The organism is Lamprobacter sp., assembly GCF_034860625.1.
Lineage (GTDB): Bacteria > Pseudomonadota > Gammaproteobacteria > Chromatiales > Chromatiaceae > Lamprobacter.
In genome coordinates, this window is record NZ_JAYESN010000595.1 from 1 (window position 1) to 1,062 (window position 1,062).

Here is a 1,062-nt window from a genome sequence, read left to right on the forward strand (position 1 = left end):
CAGAAGGGGATGGAGCTGGGAGTGCAGCAGGGGATGGAGCTGGGAGTGCAGCAGGGCGAGGCCAGGACAATCCTCCGCTTGCTCGATCAAAAATTCGGCCCCGAGGCCGTGCAAGCACACCGAGAGCGCATTGAGCAAGCCGAACTTGAGCAACTCGACACTTGGCTGGGGCGCATCCTCAGCGCCGACAGCCCCGAGACCATCTTCCACTGAGGCTCTCAGGCCACGCTGGCGACATCAACCAACGTCCCTTAGCGCCGCCATCTCCAACACCACATCCGCCAGCGCCCAGGCATCCGGGTTGTGGCTGATGAAGAACTTGCGGTGGTAGCTGCCGAGGGCGAGGGCGGCGCGAGAGAACCCGGGGAATTCCGGGGACAGTATACTTAATTCCTCTGGGCTGGCAGGGCGCGCTGTTCGCGGCGAAAGCCGCTCCCACCCCCGCCACCAAATCGGCTAAACTCACCCCCATGACAGCCGACACCCAAGCCGCTGACACCAGCGACAAACCCGACTACGACAGCCCCTGGAAAGAGGCGTTGGAGCGGTTCTTTCCGGAGTTTCTCGCGCTGCTGTTTCCGGCCATCTATGACCAGATCGACTGGAGCGTGGCACCGGAGTTTCTCGATAAAGAACTCCAGCAGATCGGCGGCAATAGCCCGCGTGGTCGCCGCTATGCCGACAAACTCGCGCGCGTGCGTGCCAACGACGGCAGCGATCTTTATGTGCTGATCCATGTCGAAGTCCAGGGTGACGCCGAAAGCGACTTTAGCGCGCGGATGTTTCTGTATCAGACCCGCCTGCGGGATCGTTACCAAACCGATGTCGTCAGCCTCGCGGTCTTAACCGATACCACCGCGAGCTTTCGCCCCAAGTCATTTCGCCACGCCCGCTGGGGCTGCGGGATCGCGTTTCGCTTCCCAATGGTCAAACTGCTCGACTACACTGACCCCGAGCGCTGGGCCGAGCTGGAAGCGAGCGACAATGTCTTTGCCCTGGTGGTGATGGCGCAGATCCGCGCCAAGGTCACCGACGATGCCGAGACCCTGAAACGCTGGAAAT

Annotated in this window: 1 protein-coding gene and 1 pseudogene; both read left to right on the forward strand. The window is 61.9% G+C overall.

What is annotated here, in order from left to right:
* Positions 1-213 (forward strand): DUF4351 domain-containing protein (locus VBE63_RS30095; RefSeq protein WP_323686634.1); only part of this gene is annotated, 213 nt, incomplete at its 5' end.
* 257 nt (positions 214-470) lie between these two features.
* Positions 471-1,062: pseudogene (locus VBE63_RS30100) on the forward strand (hypothetical protein); the annotation flags it as partial.